Origin of the sequence: Peribacillus phoenicis (assembly GCF_047238085.1) — a bacterium.
In the GTDB taxonomy this organism is placed as follows: domain Bacteria; phylum Bacillota; class Bacilli; order Bacillales; family DSM-1321; genus Peribacillus.
In genome coordinates, this window is record NZ_JBDFMF010000001.1 from 2,183,380 (window position 1) to 2,199,692 (window position 16,313).

Annotated in this window: 27 protein-coding genes; all 27 read left to right on the forward strand. The window is 37.7% G+C overall.

The window, feature by feature from the left end; translation table 11 throughout:
• The first annotated feature begins 227 nt into the window (after positions 1 to 227).
• Positions 228 to 914 (forward strand): DUF4355 domain-containing protein, encoded by a 687-nt coding sequence (locus tag ABC374_RS10650; RefSeq protein WP_413017581.1) that lies wholly within the window; start codon positions 228 to 230, stop codon positions 912 to 914.
• A 24-nt stretch (positions 915 to 938) separates the two neighbouring features.
• Positions 939 to 1,886, forward strand: a complete 948-nt coding sequence (locus ABC374_RS10655) for an SU10 major capsid protein (RefSeq protein WP_134781566.1) — start codon at positions 939 to 941, stop codon at positions 1,884 to 1,886.
• Between the two features lie 70 nt (positions 1,887 to 1,956).
• Positions 1,957 to 2,115, forward strand: a complete 159-nt coding sequence (locus ABC374_RS10660) for a hypothetical protein (RefSeq protein ID WP_249593650.1) — start codon at positions 1,957 to 1,959, stop codon at positions 2,113 to 2,115.
• 14 nt (positions 2,116 to 2,129) lie between these two features.
• Positions 2,130 to 2,300, forward strand: a complete 171-nt coding sequence (locus tag ABC374_RS10665; RefSeq protein WP_413017583.1) for a hypothetical protein — start codon at positions 2,130 to 2,132, stop codon at positions 2,298 to 2,300.
• Positions 2,301 to 2,302: 2 nt separating this feature from the next.
• The gene (locus ABC374_RS10670; RefSeq protein ID WP_413017585.1) at positions 2,303 to 2,632 is read left to right on the forward strand and encodes a phage head-tail connector protein; all 330 of its coding nucleotides are present in this window, start codon (positions 2,303 to 2,305) and stop codon (positions 2,630 to 2,632) included.
• The gene (locus ABC374_RS10675) at positions 2,632 to 3,168 is read left to right on the forward strand and encodes a hypothetical protein (RefSeq protein ID WP_413017587.1); all 537 of its coding nucleotides are present in this window, start codon (positions 2,632 to 2,634) and stop codon (positions 3,166 to 3,168) included. The genes ABC374_RS10670 and ABC374_RS10675 overlap by 1 nt, the downstream gene beginning before the upstream one ends.
• Positions 3,155 to 3,529 carry a hypothetical protein gene (locus ABC374_RS10680; RefSeq protein WP_413017589.1) on the forward strand — a complete coding sequence of 125 codons (375 nt, stop codon included), beginning with the start codon at positions 3,155 to 3,157 and terminating at the stop codon, positions 3,527 to 3,529. Before ABC374_RS10675 ends, ABC374_RS10680 begins: the two co-directional genes overlap by 14 nt.
• On the forward strand, positions 3,522 to 3,995 hold the full coding sequence (locus ABC374_RS10685) for a phage neck terminator protein (protein ID WP_413017591.1): 474 nt from the start codon (positions 3,522 to 3,524) through the stop codon (positions 3,993 to 3,995). The genes ABC374_RS10680 and ABC374_RS10685 overlap by 8 nt, the downstream gene beginning before the upstream one ends.
• A gap of 12 nt (positions 3,996 to 4,007) precedes the next feature.
• Positions 4,008 to 4,991: a DUF3383 family protein gene (locus ABC374_RS10690; RefSeq protein WP_413017593.1), complete on the forward strand. Its 984-nt coding sequence runs from the start codon at positions 4,008 to 4,010 to the stop codon at positions 4,989 to 4,991.
• 20 nt (positions 4,992 to 5,011) lie between these two features.
• Entirely contained in the window at positions 5,012 to 5,413 is a 402-nt protein-coding gene (locus tag ABC374_RS10695; protein WP_101222034.1) for a phage structural protein, read from the forward strand.
• Between the two features lie 93 nt (positions 5,414 to 5,506).
• Entirely contained in the window at positions 5,507 to 5,806 is a 300-nt protein-coding gene (locus ABC374_RS10700; RefSeq protein ID WP_134781573.1) for a hypothetical protein, read from the forward strand.
• 13 nt (positions 5,807 to 5,819) lie between these two features.
• Positions 5,820 to 6,002: a hypothetical protein gene (locus ABC374_RS10705; RefSeq protein WP_413017595.1), complete on the forward strand. Its 183-nt coding sequence runs from the start codon at positions 5,820 to 5,822 to the stop codon at positions 6,000 to 6,002.
• Positions 6,003 to 6,014: 12 nt separating this feature from the next.
• Positions 6,015 to 8,006, forward strand: coding sequence for a phage tail protein (locus tag ABC374_RS10710; RefSeq protein WP_413017597.1), 1,992 nt, complete (start codon positions 6,015 to 6,017; stop codon positions 8,004 to 8,006).
• The gene (locus ABC374_RS10715; protein ID WP_413017599.1) at positions 8,006 to 8,587 is read left to right on the forward strand and encodes a LysM peptidoglycan-binding domain-containing protein; all 582 of its coding nucleotides are present in this window, start codon (positions 8,006 to 8,008) and stop codon (positions 8,585 to 8,587) included. The genes ABC374_RS10710 and ABC374_RS10715 overlap by 1 nt, the downstream gene beginning before the upstream one ends.
• A gap of 8 nt (positions 8,588 to 8,595) precedes the next feature.
• Positions 8,596 to 8,943, forward strand: a complete 348-nt coding sequence (locus tag ABC374_RS10720) for a phage baseplate plug family protein (RefSeq protein WP_413017601.1) — start codon at positions 8,596 to 8,598, stop codon at positions 8,941 to 8,943.
• A complete protein-coding gene (locus tag ABC374_RS10725; RefSeq protein WP_413017603.1) occupies positions 8,930 to 9,751 on the forward strand; it encodes a phage protein in 822 nt (273 codons plus the stop codon). Before ABC374_RS10720 ends, ABC374_RS10725 begins: the two co-directional genes overlap by 14 nt.
• Positions 9,752 to 9,764: 13 nt before the next feature.
• Positions 9,765 to 10,115, forward strand: coding sequence for a hypothetical protein (locus tag ABC374_RS10730; RefSeq protein WP_413017605.1), 351 nt, complete (start codon positions 9,765 to 9,767; stop codon positions 10,113 to 10,115).
• Positions 10,112 to 10,468, forward strand: a complete 357-nt coding sequence (locus ABC374_RS10735) for a contractile injection system sheath initiator (RefSeq protein ID WP_413017607.1) — start codon at positions 10,112 to 10,114, stop codon at positions 10,466 to 10,468. The genes ABC374_RS10730 and ABC374_RS10735 overlap by 4 nt, the downstream gene beginning before the upstream one ends.
• The gene (locus ABC374_RS10740) at positions 10,468 to 11,652 is read left to right on the forward strand and encodes a baseplate J/gp47 family protein (RefSeq protein ID WP_413017609.1); all 1,185 of its coding nucleotides are present in this window, start codon (positions 10,468 to 10,470) and stop codon (positions 11,650 to 11,652) included. The genes ABC374_RS10735 and ABC374_RS10740 overlap by 1 nt, the downstream gene beginning before the upstream one ends.
• Entirely contained in the window at positions 11,649 to 12,290 is a 642-nt protein-coding gene (locus tag ABC374_RS10745) for a hypothetical protein (RefSeq protein ID WP_413017611.1), read from the forward strand. The genes ABC374_RS10740 and ABC374_RS10745 overlap by 4 nt, the downstream gene beginning before the upstream one ends.
• Positions 12,291 to 12,302: 12 nt before the next feature.
• Positions 12,303 to 13,073 (forward strand): hypothetical protein, encoded by a 771-nt coding sequence (locus ABC374_RS10750; protein WP_413017613.1) that lies wholly within the window; start codon positions 12,303 to 12,305, stop codon positions 13,071 to 13,073.
• A gap of 17 nt (positions 13,074 to 13,090) precedes the next feature.
• Positions 13,091 to 13,387 (forward strand): class II aldolase/adducin head domain-containing protein, encoded by a 297-nt coding sequence (locus tag ABC374_RS10755; protein WP_413017615.1) that lies wholly within the window; start codon positions 13,091 to 13,093, stop codon positions 13,385 to 13,387.
• A gap of 2 nt (positions 13,388 to 13,389) precedes the next feature.
• Positions 13,390 to 13,491, forward strand: a complete 102-nt coding sequence (locus ABC374_RS10760; RefSeq protein ID WP_340907763.1) for a CD1375 family protein — start codon at positions 13,390 to 13,392, stop codon at positions 13,489 to 13,491.
• A gap of 77 nt (positions 13,492 to 13,568) precedes the next feature.
• Positions 13,569 to 14,339, forward strand: coding sequence for an SGNH/GDSL hydrolase family protein (locus ABC374_RS10765; protein WP_413017617.1), 771 nt, complete (start codon positions 13,569 to 13,571; stop codon positions 14,337 to 14,339).
• A gap of 49 nt (positions 14,340 to 14,388) precedes the next feature.
• The gene (locus ABC374_RS10770) at positions 14,389 to 14,970 is read left to right on the forward strand and encodes a hypothetical protein (RefSeq protein ID WP_413017619.1); all 582 of its coding nucleotides are present in this window, start codon (positions 14,389 to 14,391) and stop codon (positions 14,968 to 14,970) included.
• Between the two features lie 132 nt (positions 14,971 to 15,102).
• A complete protein-coding gene (locus tag ABC374_RS10775) occupies positions 15,103 to 15,471 on the forward strand; it encodes a hypothetical protein (protein WP_413017621.1) in 369 nt (122 codons plus the stop codon).
• 166 nt (positions 15,472 to 15,637) lie between these two features.
• Positions 15,638 to 16,306 carry a DUF4145 domain-containing protein gene (locus tag ABC374_RS10780; protein WP_413017623.1) on the forward strand — a complete coding sequence of 223 codons (669 nt, stop codon included), beginning with the start codon at positions 15,638 to 15,640 and terminating at the stop codon, positions 16,304 to 16,306.
• Positions 16,307 to 16,313 lie beyond the last annotated feature (7 nt).

A 16,313-nucleotide genomic window follows, 5' to 3' on the forward strand; every position in this document is an offset into this window, starting at 1 on the left:
AACAAAGGGGAGTCTAACTGACACTCCTTTTTTATTTAATCTAGATTGTACCCCCCCCCATACCCCTTTTTGGACATTGTATATTACTACTACCCTTAAAAAATATCGCGGACAATTTTGGAAGCTTTTTTTGCCTTTTGTCGATTGGGCATCATAATTAATCGGACTAAATTAGAACTATATAGGGGCCATATGGCAACTGTAGAGGGCTAGGAGGAATATATACTATGAAATTATTTAAACACGCACATACACCTGATTTGCCGTTAAAACTAGATATGCAATTCTTTGCAGAGGGAGAAATTGAAGGAGCTGAACCTAATAATGAAACAGGACAGCAACCTGAGAGCATTACAATAACTCAAGAAGAATTAAATCTAAAATTACAACAAGAGGCAGACAGACGAGTCACAGAAGCACAGAAAAAATGGGAAGCTAAGACTACTCAGGAATTAGAAACACGTATTCAACAGGAGCGAGAAGAAGCAGAAAAGCTTGCTAAGTTGTCTCAGGAAGAAAGATTCAAAGTGGAACGTGATAAAGAATTAGCAAAGATTGAAGAGGATAGAAAGTCATTTGAGGCTGAACGTTTACAATTCAATCAAGAAAAATTATTCACTGAAACCGAAAAAGTATTAATCTCTGAGAGTTTACCAGCTACATTTGCATCATTCTTAATTTCAGACACAGCAGAAGCCACCAATGAAAACATTCAGGCATTTAAATCAGCATTTAATGAGGCTGTACAAGTAGCTGCTAATGCTGCTTTACCGGGTAGACCACCTGTAGCAGGTTCAGGTAAACAATTATCTGAATTAGATCAATTACAGAAAGATTATACACAGGCTATTCAATCCAAAAATTCAGCATTACAAATTGCACTAAAAAATAAGATTCACGAATTACAAAAATAACTTTTAAATTAGGAGGGCAATCACATGCCAACAAACATTAACGGACAAGGAAATTCATTTAACTTACCAAACTATTCAGGAGAGCTTTTCACAATTGATGCAGAAGTAACACCATTTCTTTCTATGGCTGGAGGATTAACTGGAGGAAAACAAACAACATCTAATGAATTTACCATTGATTCTACATACAGCTATCCAAATCCAGCACAACCAGCTATCTCTGAGCAAGCATCAACTACAGCACCAACAGCAGTTACTTATGTACGCGACCAATCTAAGAACGTAACTCAAATCTTCCAAGAATCAGTAAATATTACATACCGTGCTTTATCTAATGGAGGTAAACTATCCGGCTTGAATATTGCAGGACAATCTAACAATGTTGTATCTGAGAAGGACTTTCAAATTGCTCGTGCATTGACTAAAATTGCCCGTGATGCTGAACATACTTTCCTAAATGGTACATACAATCTTGCGACTACTGCGGCTACAGTTGATAAAACTCGTGGTATGTTCGAACTTACATCAACAGGAAATACAGTCGCTGGTGCTGGTGCGCAATTAACTAAAGCGATGATTGATAAATTGTTAAGGGACATGTTTACTAATGGTGCTCGTTTTGACAATATGGTTCTATTTACAAATGCATTCCAAAAACAAGTAATCACTAGTATTTATGGATATGCTCCACAAGATCGTAATGTTGGTGGATTAGACATTCAGCAAATCGAGACTGATTTTGGAAAAATCGGTATTGTATTAGACCGTTTTGTCGGTGCAGATAAAGTTGGACTATTCGATATGGCTCATGTATCTCCTGTACTACAATTAGTACCTGAGAAAGGGCATTTGTTCTATGAGGAATTAGCGAAAACAGGCGCTGCTGAATCTGGTCAAATCTTTGGACAAATGGGACTAGATCACGGAAATAAAGCTTTACACGGTTCAATTACTGGTCTAGCTACATCTTAATAACATTTAGTGGATAGGTGCATTTTTGTACCTATCCTTTTTTAATTACAATCAGAAAGGGTGTTAAGGAATGGGTAAATTACAAAATGATTCACGGGTTGATTTAGTACTAAAAGAAGTATTACAAATGGATGCTCAAGCAGATTCTTCTGCAGTTGATGTAGCTGCATTGAAAGCAGATTTTAACGCATTGTTAGCTAAATTAAAAGCAGTAGGATTAATGAAATAAGGAGTTGAAGTAAAATGAAATTTTATGGTTATGGTGTTGTATGGGATAGTGAAAATAACAAACCATTATGTGAGTTTGTAGACGGTGAGTTTAAAACAACAGAAGATGGAGTTGTTAAGACTCTAAAACAATTAGGATATAAAGCTGAAAAAGAAAAAAACACTTCTAAAATTGAAGGTAAGTAACGATGGAATTAGTTGAACTTAAAACAAGGTTAGGTATTCCTGTTGATGATTCAAGCCAAGATGATTCGTTGAAAATAGTTCTTAATGATGCTATTGAATATGCAAAAGAATGGTGTGGTACTTCATTTGAAAATGAAAGTGGAGACTTACTCATTCCATCTCCTGTTAAAAAGGGAATAGCATTAATGGTTGAAATAGACCTAACTGTTCCTGTAGGAGCGGTGAGCGATTCCCTTGCAGGAGCAACTCAAACCTTCACAAGTGATAGTCAAAGGTATACGCCTGTATATAGACTTTGGAAACCCTACAACACAAAAGTAGGGTTTTTCTAATGGGACGAGTAAGGATTAAAGATAAAAATAAGATACCTGAGATCATCAAACACGCAGAAGAATTGAACAACAAACAAATTCTTGTGGGTATTTTTGGAGAATCGGCTCAAAGTGGTCATGGAGATTCAGATATAACTATGGGGGAAATCGCTGCTATTCAGGAATACGGGACTAGAATACAAGTCACTGATAAAATGCGGGGCTACTTGGCTTCACAAGGATTACCTCTTAAAAAGTCAACTACACACATCACAATTCCTGAGCGTTCTTATATACGTGCTGGATGGGATGAGCATGAAAAGGGGATTTTGGATAAAGCAGTTAATTTGTTGGTCGATGCGATTATAGAGGGCAAACCATCTACAAATGACGCATTAGATGCAATTGGCCTTGAAGCAGAAGGAAAGCTTCAGGAGTTTGCTAGGAATTTAAATGATCCTTCAAATCATCCATTCACCGTTGACCAAAAGAGAAGTAGTAATCCACTTGTTGATACAGGTAGATTGATTGGAGCGATTACACATGAAGTCCTTTAGATTCAAATCATTGATTAGGAGATATACTGTTTCGTTTACGATTGAATATCCAGTAAATCAAAGTAAGCCCACTAACCCTACAGATTATGATGATCTGGGAAAACCGATTAATTCAGGGAATCAGCCTACCGTACAACAATCTGAGGGTGCCATTGTGTCCCCAACAGACAAACAAATATACCAAAGCGGTGGAAGGATCACTTCTTCTGATAGGCTCTTATATTCATTGGTTCATGACATTCCTGATAAAAGTAAGATCCGATATAAGGGAACCACTTACAGTGTAGAAAGTCAAAGCGATTACTCTGATATTGCTGATTTCAGTGTTTATACGCTAAAAGGAGTGGATCAATTTGATTGATTACAAGGCTATTGTAAGTGCAGTTAATCATGAATTACGCGAAGAGTTACCTTACATAGGAATAGAACGAATGAGTACGGAAAGGCAACCTGAATATCCATTTTTCACATACACAGTAACTAGTCCTTATTTGAATGTGAAGACATATAGAAGTGGTGGGGAAACACAGACGGAAGATGTTGAGATAGTTATATCTTACACATGGGCATCAGAGGATTCATTTGAAGCTTTATCTTTAGCACAACGTTCAGTCTCACTTTTAAAAGCAACTGGTACTCGTCAAAGACTTTATGAAAAAGGGATAGCAATTGTTAAAACAGATGGTTTCGGTAGTCGAGATAACTTTATTTCTATTGAGGTCGAACGACAAGTGGGGTTTGATTTACGTTTGAGAATTAGACATTCAGATGTAAAAGAAATGAAAGCAATAGAAACAGTAACATTTACAACAGAAACACAACCTTAAGGAGGTTAGGAAATGCCATTACAAGATGTATCAGTAAAAATCAACGTAGCATCACCTGCACCTAAAATTGGTCTAGGAAGACCTGTAATTTTTGTTCAAAAAACAGGTGCAGCAGAATACAAAGAATATTCAACATTGGCAGCTTTACAAGTAGACTATGCAACAGGAACAGCGGTAGAAGCAAAAGCGGCAACTATCTTTAAACAAGATAATCGTCCTGATAAAGTGGCGGTTGCTACTTATGCGACAGACATTAAAACGTCAATGGCACTTTTCTATGGTCGTGAATGGCATTTTGCTTTACTGGCTAATGACTTAGCAGCTGATCAACTTGCAGCAGCTACATTTATTAGTGAGAAGGATTTTAAATTCTTGGTGGTTCAAGTTAGAACAGAGGCGAATAGAAAAGCATTGAAAGCCAAGAAACGCACAAAAATATATGACCACACCATTGCCGATGAACATTTGGATGCTGCTGCAGTTGGTGATCTAGGTTCACAAACAGTAGGGTCAATTACATGGAAATTTAAAAGCTTAAAAGGTGTCACAGCAAGATATTTAAATGAAACAGAAATTAATGCAATTGATGCTGATTTCGCCGTTGCTTACATAGTTAAAGGTGGTCGTGGGCAATTATCTGAGGGTTGGTTAGCAGATGGGTCTTATATCGATGATATTCACGGACAAGACTGGATCAAAGCGGATATGGAAAATGAAATCTCATATACACTCGGTAACGCTCCTAAAATCCCTTATGACGCTAGAGGTATTGGTGCAATTGAAGCAGCTATGTCTACTACTCTTCAAAGAGGTTTTAAAAATGGAATTATTGCAACTCTTGAAGGTGGTTTACCTGATTACACTGTTACCACTCTATCAAGAGATGAAGTAGACATTCAAGACAGAGCTTTGCGCGTTTATCCGGGAGGCTCTTTTAGTTATGGAAAAAGTGGAGCAATCCATGAAGCTAGAGTTACAGGCGTTGTAAATATTTAATAGAAGAGGGAGGGTACAAGATGACAAATTCATACACATTTGACGCTTCACAAGTTAGCGTTGTGGTTGACGGCAGGTACTTAACAGATTTTGCTGAAGGGGATGCCGTTCAATGGGAAAAAGATGAGGATAATTTTGAACCAAAAGTTGGTGTGACAGGGACAGTAGGTATCACCAAGAAAATTAATTCAATCGGTACAATTACCGTTCTAATTATGCAAGGTTCTCCTGAGGTTGGATTCTTAAAGCAACTTGCTAATACAGGAAAACAATTTGCTATATGGGTAAACACTGGTGGCGAGCACAGTGAGAAAATTGGTGGTTCACAAGCCATGGTTCTAAAAACACCAGAAGGATCTATTACTGACGAGACAGGCGAAAGAGAATTTGAAATTAAAGTATTTGACTATACAGACGTTTGATAAGTGGGGGACAGTTCGCTGTCCTTTATCTTATAGGAGGTATGTTTTATGGGGAAAGCGCGTCACAATTCAAATAAAAGGGAGATGTTATATATGGCAACAGTAGCAGGGAAACAAGAAGAATTGGTAATCGAATTAGAAAATGGAGAGAAGAAAAAATACACACTTCAACATCCGGGAGCTAGAGCGGGAATGATGCTGAGAGATAAAGCGGCTGGCGCTAATGGAGCGATGGAACAAACGAAGCTTTGGGAAGGTCTAATGGAAAAAGTTATTTTTATCGATGGGAAAAGAACCAATTGGGATTACTGGGAAGAGTTAGAAAACTTTAATCATCAAACGGAGGTCTTCAAGGCAGCCAGTAATTTTCTTGTCGGTAAATCTGACATCTAACCCTTGGAAAGCAGTGGTTGAAGAACCGGAAGAATGGTTAAGATGGCGTTTAGTCATGGCAGAGGATTGCACCGTTAGTTATACCGAAGCTTTCGCTATGAGCAAAACGGAACTTGGTATCGCTAATGCCGCCTTAGACAAGATGATGAAATTAAGAGATGACGCTATGAAGAAAAATAGTAAAAAGAAGAAATAGGGTGGTGATTATATGGCAGTTCGTGAAACCCATATACTTTTGGATATCATGGCAGACGCTGATCCATTACGCGGTATCAACAGGGAAATGGATGATATTATCCGACAATCCCGGTTAATGGGGCGATCTTATGGAGATTTAAACGATGATTCAAGAGACATGATGCGTGAAATGAACATGGGGTGGCGGAATCAAAATGATGCTTTTAAAAAGTTTCGAAACAACTTAGTCGCTGCCGAATATGACTTTTTCAAATTAGCGCAAGTGGGCAGAAGATACGGCGGAACAACAGATGAATTAATACGTGCGATTGATAAAATGGGATTAGCACATAAGAAAGCTACAGACGGCATGATGGCGAATGATGACAGAATGAGACAAAGTATGTATAGAACGATTGGAACATTCGCTAACATGACACCTCAAGCCGATAAAAACGCCGCCGCAATTGCCCGCATGAATAATCCTCTATATAACGCCAATAGGGCAGGTTTAGCAGTGGTCGGAACCCTTAATAGGATGGCCAACAATGCTAATACTGCCCGTTTTGCATTGCAACAATTAGGGCCGAACGCCAGCATGAAAGAGTTGAACGAAGAAACACAAAGGTTAAATAAAGGTTTGGGTGCGATGCCTATCGTTGCAATCGCTGCAGGGTTAGCGGCTTACTTCTTTTATGGAGCCATACATAATGCGGCGATGGAAAATAAAAAATACGCTGATTCATTTAATACAATGGTTTCCACTCTAAGGAAAGCTATCCAACCAATGATTGATGTTTTTATATTGATTATGGTTCCTGTTTATAATTTTGTAACAGCAATAGGTCAAATGGTGATTAAATTCAATGAAGCGCATCCTGCTATAGCAATGATATTACAAGGTATTTTATTGTTAATCCCTGCTTTAACATTGCTGTTGTTACCGTTAGGTTTAGGTGTTGGTTATGTAAAAGGACTGACATTAGCATTTGGATTCTTTTTCAAAATGATTGCACCAGTTGTAACATTCTTAGCAACAATGAGTGCGACAGTATGGATTGTTGCAGCTGCAATTATAGCTTTAGGAGCAGCATTTATATGGGCCTGGAATAACGTAGCTTGGTTCCGTGATGGAATACTTGCAGCGTGGGAATGGATCAAAACCAATACATTGGCTGCATGGGCAATTATTTCCGCGTCTTTACAAACAGCACTTTCAGCAATTGTGGCTTTCTTTTCAGCAAAACTAGCGCAAATCAAGGCTTTTTGGTCACAACATGGCGCGCAAATTATGGCGGTTGTTAGTGTATATATGGCTATGGTTAAAGGTTATATTTCCGTAGGGATGGCTGCCATAAGAATGGTATTTTCGGTTGCTTGGACTTTGATAACTTCGGTTATTCGTATTGCCTGGACTGCTATACAAGCGGTGATCAATATTGGAATTGCTATTGTAACCGGGTTGATATCAGCAGGAATGTCTATTCTTCAAGGTGATTGGGAAGGAGCCTGGGAAACAATCAAAGGAACGGCAGAAGAAATATGGCATAGTATCGAAGGATTCTTTGAAGCAATCGACCTAATGCAAATAGGTAAAGATATAATCCAAGGTTTGATTGACGGTATTAGTTCAATGGCAGGAGCAGCAGTTGAAGCAGCTGCAGGTGTGGCGGAGAGCATAAAAGGAGCTGTTACCGGTTTATTAGATATTCACAGTCCTTCACGAGTCATGTTTGAATATGGTGGTTTCGTATCGGAGGGTATGGGGCTTGGTATTGAAGATGGATCAAAATATGTTCAAAAAATGGCTGTCGATATGACTGGTGGCATCCCACAAACATATAAACCAACTTCGTCAGCGGGATCTGTAACTAATTCTAGAAGTTCTATAACACTAAGCCCTACCATTTACATTTCAGGGTCGAGCGGTGAAGGCAAGAGCGTAAAAGAGCAAGTGAAAGAGGGAATTCAAGAAGTGTTTGATCACCTCAGCTTCCTATATGAGCCAGAGGGGGAATATTAATGGCTAAACTGGATGATGTGTCTTTATTTATAGAAGATGAAAGTGAGAGTTACAAGGTGGACGTCACCGAATATGCCGTTGAAAAAGGGGAACCGTTTACGGATCATGTATCCAAACGCTCCCCTGATTTTTCAATTAGTGGTTATATCCTTTCATCTAACTATGAAACTAGTAAAAATAAACTGATTTCCATTATGGAAAGCGGGAAAATCATTAAATACGTTGGTAAAATGAGTGCTTCGAACGTGATTATTACCAGCATAAGCGGCAAAAGAAGTTCAGATGTGCAAAACGGGATGGCAATTGACATTTCATTAAGGCGCATTCGTATTTCCACCACTTCATGGCAAAAGGCTTCAGGGTCAAAGAAACCTGTACAAAAGCCTACAAGTCAAAGTGGCAAGAAAAAACCAGTGAGTAAGAAAAAACCAACTAGTACTAAGAAATATCATGTTACAAAAAAAGGCGATACTTATTGGGATTTAAGTAGAAAATACGGATCATCCATACCACAATTGAGGTCTTGGAATAAATACCCGGATCGACGTATCCCTATAGGAGTTAAATTAAGAGTAAAGTAGGTGAGCGAATGGATTACATCCCTGTTGACAAAGAAAATATCCCTGAAATGTTCGATATTGACCTAGCGGATGAGACTTTTAAACTTAAGTTTGCTTATAACGAAACAGGGGACTTTTTCACCGTAAATCTTTATCGACCTACTGATGGTGAGGAAGACGAAGAAATAATTTTAGGTGAAAAAATGATATTGAATAAACCACTATGGAATGATTCATCAGATCTAACATTGCCAGCGCCACAATTAGTTCCTATGGATTTATCAGATAACGAAACGAGTATTACCTGGGATAACTTCGGGGTAACCGTTTTCTTATATATTAATGATCAGGCGGATGATGAATATGACAACTTATAACTTTAACCGGGTTATGAAAGTCAGTATCGGACGAGCCACATTTACAAATGAAAATCTTCACATTAGATTCGAAATTATTTTCGATGATGATATGAAGCCTAATAAAAACATGGTGCAACTATACAATTTATCCAAAGATACAATCTCCAAATTCAAAACGGGTGATACGTTAACCGTACAAGCTGGGTATTCGAATGATGTTGGGGTTATAAGTATAGGCAAGGTATATAGTATCAAAACGAAATTCGAAGGGGTAGATAAGATAACAACGATCTATACTTCCGAAGGTGAAGATTACACAAAAATGAAGATTGACAGTAAAACAGCAGACAAAGGGAAAAAGGATTCCATTACCTTCAAGAAAAATACGAAGGGTTCCACCATGATTAAAAGGATGCTGGATTTGTTAGGCGTCAAACTAGGTGCGCCCATGAAATTAAAGAATGACAAAGTATATAAAAAAGGTTACACCATATCCAAGCTTATTTACAACGATTTAGAAGATATTGCGAGGGATTGCGGTAGCATCATTTATCACCGCAGAGGAAAGTTGGTCATTAGACCGTTGAAAGAAGGAATGGACGAAAGGTTCGTATTAAAAGAGGAAACTGGATTGATTGGAAGTCCTTCAACATTCACGGAAGATAATAAAACAGGGTACACGGTTAAATGCTTAATGCAACACCGTATTACCACTTGTAGCATTATAGAATTGAAATCGAAGACGGCTAACGGTAAATATCGAGCTTTTAAAGGGAAACACGTAGCAGATAAGAACGACTTGTATACAGAATTCTCATGTGAGTAAGGGAGGCGGGCTTTTGAGTTCAGAATCAAGATTAATTGATAATGTTATTAAAAATATCATGTTGCAAGTTCACACGAATCTACCAGCCAGGGTAATTAAATACTTCCCTGATACTAAGCCGCCATCAGCAGATATCGAATATCTTTTTATGGCAAAGGATAGACACGGAGATTTAAGTAAACATGCAATGGTGGAGGCTGTACCAGTTGTAAGACATGTCGGCCCTTTAGTAAAGGGAGATGTGGTATGGGTGGAAATAGCAGAAAGAGCGATGGATGACTTTCAAAAAGTCCCTTTTGATCCTGGAATGAGAAGGATGTTTAACTTAAATGATGGGGTAATAACGGGGGTGTTTGACTTATGAAATCATTCAAATTAGATGAAAACGGTGATCTTGTTTTTGAAAACGGTTCTTTTGTAATGATTGAAGGTAATGAAGAATTAGCTCAGCAAGCCCGTATATCCATGCAAACAGAAAAAGGTGAATGGTTTTTAGATCCCGAAGAGGGAATGGACAGAAGTCCTATTCTTTCTAAGAATTTCAATGAAACAGAGGCTAAAGATATCATAATGGAATCAACGATTGGAACGACTGAACCGTTAGAATTCGAAAATATAACCTTTGTTCGTGATACAAGGAATAGAAAAATTTCAATCGATATCGTCATGCGCAAAGAAGACGGGGAAGTTTTGGAGTTGGAGGGAGTTGAAATTTAATGGCATGGGGACTTTCGGAAAAAGGGTTTAATCGTCCTAATCAAGCAGACTTGAAAGAAGAGCTTGATCAAAAACAAAAGGAACTGTTTGGTGAAGATATGAACTTATCATATAAAAGCCCTAACGGTATTATCAGTGGTCTTTTATCATGGGTACTAGCGAAGGTGTGGGAACTTGCTGAAAAGGTGTATCACAGTGGACATCCTTCGGAAGCGGTAGACAAAAACTTGGATTATTTAACTAGTTACTTTTTGACTTCAAGGAACCCGGAATTATACGCAGAGGGGACGGTTGAGTTTACAGGAACGCCGAACTTTACCATTGTTGCCGGTACGCGATTTGAGACGGAAACAGGAGTAGATTATGCGTTAAAAGAAGATGTGTTATTGAATTCATCTGGAATAGGTACGGGATCAGTTGTAAGTCTTACAGCTGGTTTAATCGGCAATACATTACCTGGAACTATTACCGTACAAAGTGAGCCAAGTTCAAGTATTGAAACAGTAATAAACTCTGAAGCTATTACAGGTGGCAGAGAAAAAGAAACAGATATTGAATTAAGAAAACGGTTATTAGAAACCAACGGAATTAAAGGATATTCAACGCCTAACAGTATTGTTTCGGCTGTACGAAACGTTTTAGGCGTAAGAGCTGCAAACATCCATAATAACAATACGAATGTAACAGTGAACGGAACGCCGCCTAATAGTTATCAAGTGTATGTATTAGGTGGGAATGGTCAAGAAATCGCAGAAGCAATATTTGATAAAGGCCCTGCGGGTATTGAGCCATATGGTACATCTTCCTTTCAAGTATTGGATATGAGTGGAGTTTCTCATAAAGTCTCCTATACACCAGCTAATACAGTTAATGTTTTTACGAGCGTGGATTTAACAACAGATAACACATTTCAGAGTTCAAATATTACAGAGGTAAAAGATACGATTGTTCGCTTTATCGGTGGTACGGTTAGCGATGGATCTATTTATACCGGGTTAAATATGGGTGACAAGGTAGTCATTTCTCAATTAAGCTATGAAGTCATGAAAATTCAAGGAATTAACGATGTTGTGATAAAAATTGGTAAAACATCCGGCACATTAGCTTCAAGTAATATAGATATCGCAGCAAATGAAGTCGCACAAACGAATGCAACCAATATCGCCGTTACGGTGACGGTATGATTTCATTCATTGATACATTCCGGAAATTGACGGATGTTTTTACAAAGAACCCAGATTCGATGATTGGGAAATATATATTACTGATCACCGAGAAAACAAATGAAGTTAGATTAACCTTTGAAAAAATTGAATCATGGCGTGATATCCAGCAAGCAAAAGGAACAACACTTGATTTAATCGGAAAAGGTTGGGGCCAGGAACGCGGAAATGTGAGTGATGAAGTTCTAAGGTTGCTCATATTGGCTAGGATTGCCCGTAATAACAGCAATGGAACTTTTAATAATATGATAGAGGTATTAGCAAGGACATTAAATACTGACCCTTCTACGATTAAAATGCGAGCCATGTATGAAGTGTCAGAAGGAAAAAAAGCTGCTGCGCTACGGATTGAAGGACTCCCAATCAAAGCGTTAAATGATGCTGGGTTATCAACCTCTCAATTCGGATTTTTAGTTCAAAGAGTCGCACCAGCTGGCGTAATAGTGGAAAGTATCAGTTTACAAGGGACGTTCCGCATGTCGCAATTCGTAGACCAAATAGAAACGAGCGCGGAAGGATTCGCACCAACAGACCAAAGCACAGGTGGAACATTAAGTGCTATTTATGAGCCATCCACCGATAATGACTTACCAATATAAGGGGGTAGAAATATGCCATTTACACAAGTATTACCAGTCTGGAACGCTGTAGGATCAGCACCACCAGAATCAAAAAAAAGCATAGGGTATTTACCTGATGAACATCCGCCTGCGGGCTGGTGGAACTGGCAAATGAATTTAACATACTTAGCTTTAAAGGACTTACAAACAAACGCCGCGGATAAAACTCCTGTTACCACATCAGTAAACGGTTTAATGACAGCGGCTGATAAAGTTAAATTAAACGGTGTCGCAACAGGAGCGAATAATTATGTCCATCCTGCTACACATCCAGCTTCAATGATTGTTGAGACTTCGGATAAACAATTTATTTCGGGGACGCAACTTACTTATCTTTCCGAAAAAGCAGATAAAACGGAAGCGACACAAACAGCAAGCGGTTTAATGAGTAAAGAGGATAAATTATATATTGAAAAACTGAAGAATACTCCATGGTCTAACTTAACTCTTCAAAACGGTGTTAAATCCTTCAATGCTAATTCAACTCCACAATATAGAAAAGTGGGGAATACGGTTGAGATTAGAGGAGCAGTTACTAACGTGTTAGCGATAAATACGATAGTAGCAACTTTACCATTAGATTGCAGACCTTTATTGCAAACGCACAACTATGCGCAGAACGGAAGTAATGTGGGCGGAACGGCAACAATTATCCGGGTCGCAGTAAACTTAAATGGCGAAATTACTATTGATGGAGTATCCGAACCGACCCAATACCAAGATGGAAAATGGTTTCCGTTACATACAAGTTATGGCCTATAAAAATAAGGGGAGAAAAAATGAAGCAAATTTATCAGTACAACAAAGAGTATTTTTATGTATTCGGTGGGGATCTTATGATAAATGATGATGACCCGATACCAAAATGGTACACGGACAAACCACCAGTAACAACAGGTGGACAAGGGATGTATAAGCCTAAGTTTATTAATGGGCTTTGGGAAGAAGCATCAGAAAATACAATTCCAGTTGTCCCAGAACCACCAAAAACAGATATTGAAATTCTAAAAGAGGAAATCATAGCAATGAAACTGGCAATGGTTGAATTAGCCGAAATGATAAATGGAGGTGTTTGATCGTGGCGAAAATATACTATGACTTAATCAAACTAGGATTACGGAAGATTGAAAATGTCCCGTTACAATGGCGCTCAGATGTTCAGGAAATGTTGAGTGCGTAAAAATAGATTAGTGACATGATATTTTAAGTCATCCTTTATGGAGGCTTTTTATTTTGTCTAAAATGAGGAGTGAAAAAATGACTGACGTAAATGTTAATTTTCCACCTACGGTTTCACCGAATAGATCGGTGACTGCGAGTGATGTGGAATCAATGGTAACACAAGTAAAGGCAGATGTTGAAGGTCAGGTGAGTGATGTTACCGCACAGTTGGCGGAAACAGGGATTAGTCCTTCGCAATTAGGCGCCAAGGTTGATGGTGTATCGGATGATACAAGTTTCATTAATGAAGCTATAAGCACGGGAAAAAAATTAGTGGGATATGGAACAACCATTGTGTCATCTTTGACAGATCCCTATTCGTTGAAAAGTGAAGATAGTTTGAAAGTCATTAGAAAAAGCGATGGTTATTTATATAACTCGTATGCCGATAAATACAATCGCATTATTTTTGGTCGAGAATATTTATCGTATTTTCATAGACGGATTGCTCTTGGTAGCGGTGTAAAGGTTTTGTTTAGTGGTGACAGTACTACTGCTAATTTAGGATTAATAGAAGATTATAGAATCCATAATCTCATAAAAAAACTAGCAACGTATGACGGGTTTTATAATGTTAATACAGTAAATAGGGGGCAATCAGGTAAAACATCAAGTGAGTGGATGAGTACTTATTTAAGTGGGGACATTGCCGAAAATGCCGATTTAATTGTATTAAGATGGGGCATAAATGACCCTGAAAAAGGCGGTAATTTAGAAACATTTTTAGGAAACATGAAAGCTGGATTAACTCAATTTAGGAATAATAAAACATATAGTCAACAATCTATAATTCCCAATGATGCCTAGTACAACCTCTGACAGTGATCATGGTCGAGGTGAGCTATGGTATGAAAAAATGGTTGTTGGTTTAAAACGCCTAGCCAGAGAATTTAAGTGTGTATTTATAGACACTTACGCATATCTACAAGACAGTCGAAATGCTTTTGATTATATGGATAGTACCTTTAGTGGGAAAAGTAGTATGCATCCTAAAGAGGTTATGAACTTATGGATTGGTGACATAATTTATAATGTTTTATTTCCACGGTCTTTAAAAATACTTCATGGTCAACCTGAACCCACAGTATTAGGTGTTTATGATGCAACAACTAATCCAAATGGTATGCAAAATGGATGGAATGAGTTGTCAGGCTATAGAAAGCCAGCATATTGGTTGGATAATGGAACTGTAAAGCTTATGGGTGTTCTATACGGTGGAACTATCACTACCGGAACAACATTGTTTAAATTACCATTTACTATTGGTACAGCGACTTTTCTTAATGTTGGAACTCGTGGCGGCGGAGGGGTTTTATTAGTAAGTACAGATGGAACTATAAAAGTGGAAAAATTATTACCTCCAGATACAGGGACTCAGTGGATTTCTTTAGAAGGAGCATCTTATAAGTTGAATAGAAACTTAGCGACACTTCCTTAATGAGGAATAGGAACAAACTGTTCGATACACTTCAGTATGGAATATTTAGGAGATACTAGATTGGAAAAGGAATAAATTAATTGTTAAGTGAAATAATAAGTTTCTAACAAATTTTCGTAAGGAGTGAATAATTTGATCGAAAATGAAATTTCCTTTGATGGTGAAAATGTGAAGATGAGCAAAGAGTTTTTCTTAAATATCATGAAGCAGGTTCAAAAATACAACGAAATCAATAGTAGTGATGAACAAGATATTATGTCATCAAACCCATGTTGTGCAGTTTGGCGTAAAGAAGTGGAAGATGCTGGTGGACAAGTAAGGCATAAGAATAATTTGTTATATAAAAAAAGATACAGAGGAGGACTATGGGACGTTAACAAAGGATTATGCTTTGCTCAATATCTAGCAAATGAAGGATCAGGCGGAGAAAAATGGGACTTTGGAAAGGATGTTTGCGATAGAGAAGACTGGAATGAATGGAAGGATGGTCCTGGTGCTTGAAGAAAAAGAGGATTCCAAACGGAGTCCTCTTTTTAATAATTTTTATTTTTAGTTGGAGCAAACTGTGCGGTAAGAGATTAGTTATTTAACCAGTCTCCTTTTTTAATAGTAATGTCTTAGTCTTTTTCGTAAAATGGAAGGGAGGTAAATACGAGGGGGATAATTAATGACAAGGCCTATTTCAATAAATTTAAATAGAACGGTACATTCTATGCAATTAGACAAGTTTCCTTATGAGTGTGGATTGTGCCATAAAAATGTAGATCCTAGCTTTATTGCAGCAGCATTCATTAAAGGAAATCATTTAACTAGTACATTTATAGAAGCTGTATTTCAATGTACTAATTTAGAATGTAATAGCTTGATTATTGGTTATTATGAAAAAGCAAGTTCCACCCGTTTTAAATTACTTAAAAATGCTCCTATACTTCCGAAGGGAAAAGGATTTAGTGATGAAATAATTAATGTGTCTCCTAACTTTAATGAAATATATAATCAATCTTTTCATGCGGAGCAAATAGGTCTAACGTTGATTTCTGGTATTGGGTATCGTAAGGCTCTAGAGTTTTTACTTAAGGATTACCTTATTTATCTTGGTAAGGACGAAGAGGAAAAGATATTAAATATGCCATTAGGGCAATGTATAAATAAATTAGAAAACCATAACATTAAGGAAATGTCCAAACGAGCTACTTGGATAGGGAATGATGAGGCCCATTACACAAGAAAATGGGAAGATAAAGACGTAAACGATTTGAAAAAGTTAATAGAAGTTACAGTTTACTTCATTGCTATGGATATTACATCAAGAAGATATTTAGATGAAATGACGTGATAAGAGG

Excerpts from the sequence above, each read along its gene's own strand:
- ABC374_RS10650 (WP_413017581.1), top strand. The coding sequence starts at position 228 with ATGAAATTATTTAAACACGCACATACACCTGATTTGCCGTTAAAACTA.
- ABC374_RS10655 (WP_134781566.1), top strand. The coding sequence starts at position 939 with ATGCCAACAAACATTAACGGACAAGGAAATTCATTTAACTTACCAAAC.
- ABC374_RS10660 (WP_249593650.1), top strand. The coding sequence starts at position 1,957 with ATGGGTAAATTACAAAATGATTCACGGGTTGATTTAGTACTAAAAGAA.
- ABC374_RS10665 (WP_413017583.1), top strand. The coding sequence starts at position 2,130 with ATGAAATTTTATGGTTATGGTGTTGTATGGGATAGTGAAAATAACAAA.
- ABC374_RS10670 (WP_413017585.1), top strand. The coding sequence starts at position 2,303 with ATGGAATTAGTTGAACTTAAAACAAGGTTAGGTATTCCTGTTGATGAT.
- ABC374_RS10675 (WP_413017587.1), top strand. The coding sequence starts at position 2,632 with ATGGGACGAGTAAGGATTAAAGATAAAAATAAGATACCTGAGATCATC.
- ABC374_RS10680 (WP_413017589.1), top strand. The coding sequence starts at position 3,155 with ATGAAGTCCTTTAGATTCAAATCATTGATTAGGAGATATACTGTTTCG.
- ABC374_RS10690 (WP_413017593.1), top strand. The coding sequence starts at position 4,008 with ATGCCATTACAAGATGTATCAGTAAAAATCAACGTAGCATCACCTGCA.
- ABC374_RS10695 (WP_101222034.1), top strand. The coding sequence starts at position 5,012 with ATGACAAATTCATACACATTTGACGCTTCACAAGTTAGCGTTGTGGTT.
- ABC374_RS10700 (WP_134781573.1), top strand. The coding sequence starts at position 5,507 with ATGGCAACAGTAGCAGGGAAACAAGAAGAATTGGTAATCGAATTAGAA.
- ABC374_RS10710 (WP_413017597.1), top strand. The coding sequence starts at position 6,015 with ATGGCAGTTCGTGAAACCCATATACTTTTGGATATCATGGCAGACGCT.
- ABC374_RS10715 (WP_413017599.1), top strand. The coding sequence starts at position 8,006 with ATGGCTAAACTGGATGATGTGTCTTTATTTATAGAAGATGAAAGTGAG.
- ABC374_RS10720 (WP_413017601.1), top strand. The coding sequence starts at position 8,596 with ATGGATTACATCCCTGTTGACAAAGAAAATATCCCTGAAATGTTCGAT.
- ABC374_RS10725 (WP_413017603.1), top strand. The coding sequence starts at position 8,930 with ATGACAACTTATAACTTTAACCGGGTTATGAAAGTCAGTATCGGACGA.
- ABC374_RS10735 (WP_413017607.1), top strand. The coding sequence starts at position 10,112 with ATGAAATCATTCAAATTAGATGAAAACGGTGATCTTGTTTTTGAAAAC.
- ABC374_RS10740 (WP_413017609.1), top strand. The coding sequence starts at position 10,468 with ATGGCATGGGGACTTTCGGAAAAAGGGTTTAATCGTCCTAATCAAGCA.
- ABC374_RS10745 (WP_413017611.1), top strand. The coding sequence starts at position 11,649 with ATGATTTCATTCATTGATACATTCCGGAAATTGACGGATGTTTTTACA.
- ABC374_RS10750 (WP_413017613.1), top strand. The coding sequence starts at position 12,303 with ATGCCATTTACACAAGTATTACCAGTCTGGAACGCTGTAGGATCAGCA.
- ABC374_RS10755 (WP_413017615.1), top strand. The coding sequence starts at position 13,091 with ATGAAGCAAATTTATCAGTACAACAAAGAGTATTTTTATGTATTCGGT.
- ABC374_RS10765 (WP_413017617.1), top strand. The coding sequence starts at position 13,569 with ATGACTGACGTAAATGTTAATTTTCCACCTACGGTTTCACCGAATAGA.
- ABC374_RS10770 (WP_413017619.1), top strand. The coding sequence starts at position 14,389 with ATGGTTGTTGGTTTAAAACGCCTAGCCAGAGAATTTAAGTGTGTATTT.
- ABC374_RS10780 (WP_413017623.1), top strand. The coding sequence starts at position 15,638 with ATGACAAGGCCTATTTCAATAAATTTAAATAGAACGGTACATTCTATG.